This is a genomic window from Mycobacterium talmoniae, assembly GCF_001854525.1.
Lineage (GTDB): Bacteria > Actinomycetota > Actinomycetes > Mycobacteriales > Mycobacteriaceae > Mycobacterium > Mycobacterium talmoniae.
In genome coordinates this window covers 1-2,200 of sequence record NZ_MLQM01000314.1, presented here as the reverse complement: position 1 = coordinate 2,200, position 2,200 = coordinate 1, and the positions used below count along the sequence as shown (strand labels likewise).

Genomic DNA, 2,200 nt, shown 5'->3' with positions numbered 1-2,200 from the left:
GCCCACTACCGCGGCCCCGCGGATCCGGTGCGAAAACCCTCACGATCTTCGGCATGGCGGCCGCCGGGGTGCTGCTCGCCGTGGTGATCTACCTCCTGGTCGGGTGGATCGCACCGAATTTCACGATCGTGACGGTGAGCCTGTTCGTGGTCGCGTTCGCCGGCGGCGGCGGGCTGCTGGCGGTGCGCAAACCCTGGGCGACCGGCCTGGGCTGCGGGCTGATGATCGGCTGGGCGATCACCACCATCGTCGCGCTGGCGGTGGGGGTGGTGGGTGAGATCGCGCGCGCCTGCACCGAGCTGATGGAGGGCTGACGATGACGAATCCACCACCTCCGGAACCACCGCCTGGCGGTTGGCCGCCACCCGGTGACCCGGATGGTCGGCCGCCGCGGCCGACCGGCGACGCCGGTACGGTCGTCGGGCACGCGGTCACCGGCGTATTTCTCTACTGGGTGGTCAACGTCGCTGTCTGGTTTATCGTCTTGAACTTTGTTTCCCAGGTGGCCTCGACAACCGTGGTCGGGATTACCAACGCGGTGGTGCTCGCCGGCATCGCATTCGGTGTCGGCGGCGCGCTGGTCGCGGAGGGGACACCACGGGCGAAGGGGCTGGGCATCGGCCTGATGGTCGGTTGGGCGCTGACCTCCGTGCTCAGCGTCGGCATCTGCACCGGATTGAACCCGGCGATCTACGGCGGACTGTGATGAGCGGCATGGATCTGCGCGGCGACCGGGTGTTGCGCTACGTCAACGCCTTCTGCCCGCACTGCCACACCGAACAGCCGGACCGCCCGCTGCGCGACGTCGCCCGGCTCAGTGGCTGGCTGGCCGAGCGGGACGGGCGGGTGTGGTTGGAGCGGGGCTGCCCGGTGCACGGGTTGGTCCGCACCCTCTACGACGAGGATCCCGAGATCCTGGCCTACCTGGAGGAGTGGACCGCACCCAGCAAGGCCCACACGCCGGACACCCCCGGCAACTTCGACCCGATCCCGTCGGCGTATCTGCGTGGCCTGCCCGAAATGCAAACCCAGCACACCTGCATCCTGTTGGAGGACATCGCCGAAACCTGCAACCTGCGCTGCCCCACCTGCTTCACCGACTCGTCCCCGGAGCTGCGCAACGTCGTCGCGATCGAGGAGGTGCTGGCCAACGTCGACCAGCGCCTGGACCGGGAGAACGGCCGGCTCGACGTGCTGATGCTGTCCGGCGGCGAACCCACCCTGCATCCGCAGCTGCCGGAGCTGCTGACCGAGCTCACCGCCCGGCCGATCACCCGGATCCTGGTCAACAGCAACGGGGTCCGGATCGCCACCGACGACGGCCTACTCGACCTGCTCACCGCGCACCGGGAGCGGGTCGAGGTGTACCTGCAATACGACGGGCACAGCCTGGCCGCCCACCACCATCACCGCGGCGGCGACCTGCGGCGGATCAAGCAGGCTGCCCTGCACCGGCTTTCGCGCCGCGAGATCTTCACCACGCTGGTGATGACGGCGGCGCTGGGGGTCAACGACGGCGAGATCGGTGACGTCATCAAGGTGGCGCTGGACACCCCGTTCGTGGGCGGGGTGTCGATTCAGCCGCAGTTCTCCTCGGGACGCTCGGGGCGCGTCGATCCCCTCGACCGGCTCACCCACACCGGCGTGCTCAAACGGCTGGCCCGGCAAACCGACGGTCTGGTCGGCTGGCGGGACCTGACCGCGCTGCCGTGTTCGCACCCGCACTGCTGCTCGGTGGGTTACCTGCTGCGCGACGACCACAACCAGTGGCGTTCCCTGGTCGCCCTGATCGGCCACGACCGGCTCAAACAGCAGCTGGGGCTGGTCGCCAACCGTATCGCCGATGCCGAGTTGCCGCGCGAGTTGCAGCTGGCGGTGCGGGAATCGCTGCTGGGTCTGCTGTCCGAGCGGTCCTCGCTGTCCGACCCGCAGCTGGCCCAGATCTGGCGCAACATCTGCGAGAACTGCGACCTGGGCATGCCCACCCTGCTGACGTTGGCCGCCACGGCCCTGCCCGGACGGCGGCACAAGTTGCGCCGGTTGTTCGGTGAGCGGATGGTCCGCATCACCGTCAAACCGTTCATGGATCTCTCGACGATGCTCGAGGAGCGGCTGGTGCAGTGCTGTGTGCACGTCGGCACCCGCGCCGCCCAGGATCAGTGCGCACCGTTTTTCGCCGTGCAGGCCCTGTCTCTTATAC

The 2,200-nt window shown here is 68.7% G+C and carries 3 protein-coding genes; all 3 read left to right on the top strand.

Going from position 1 to position 2,200, the window contains the following annotated elements:
- Positions 1-314 (top strand): hypothetical protein (locus BKN37_RS29435; protein WP_165618414.1); only part of this gene is annotated, 314 nt, incomplete at its 5' end.
- A gap of 2 nt (positions 315-316) precedes the next feature.
- Positions 317-706 (top strand): hypothetical protein, encoded by a 390-nt coding sequence (locus tag BKN37_RS28995; RefSeq protein ID WP_071030334.1) that lies wholly within the window; start codon positions 317-319, stop codon positions 704-706.
- 8 nt (positions 707-714) lie between these two features.
- On the top strand, positions 715-2,200 hold a 1,486-nt coding region (locus BKN37_RS26925; protein ID WP_071030338.1), incomplete at its 3' end, for a radical SAM protein.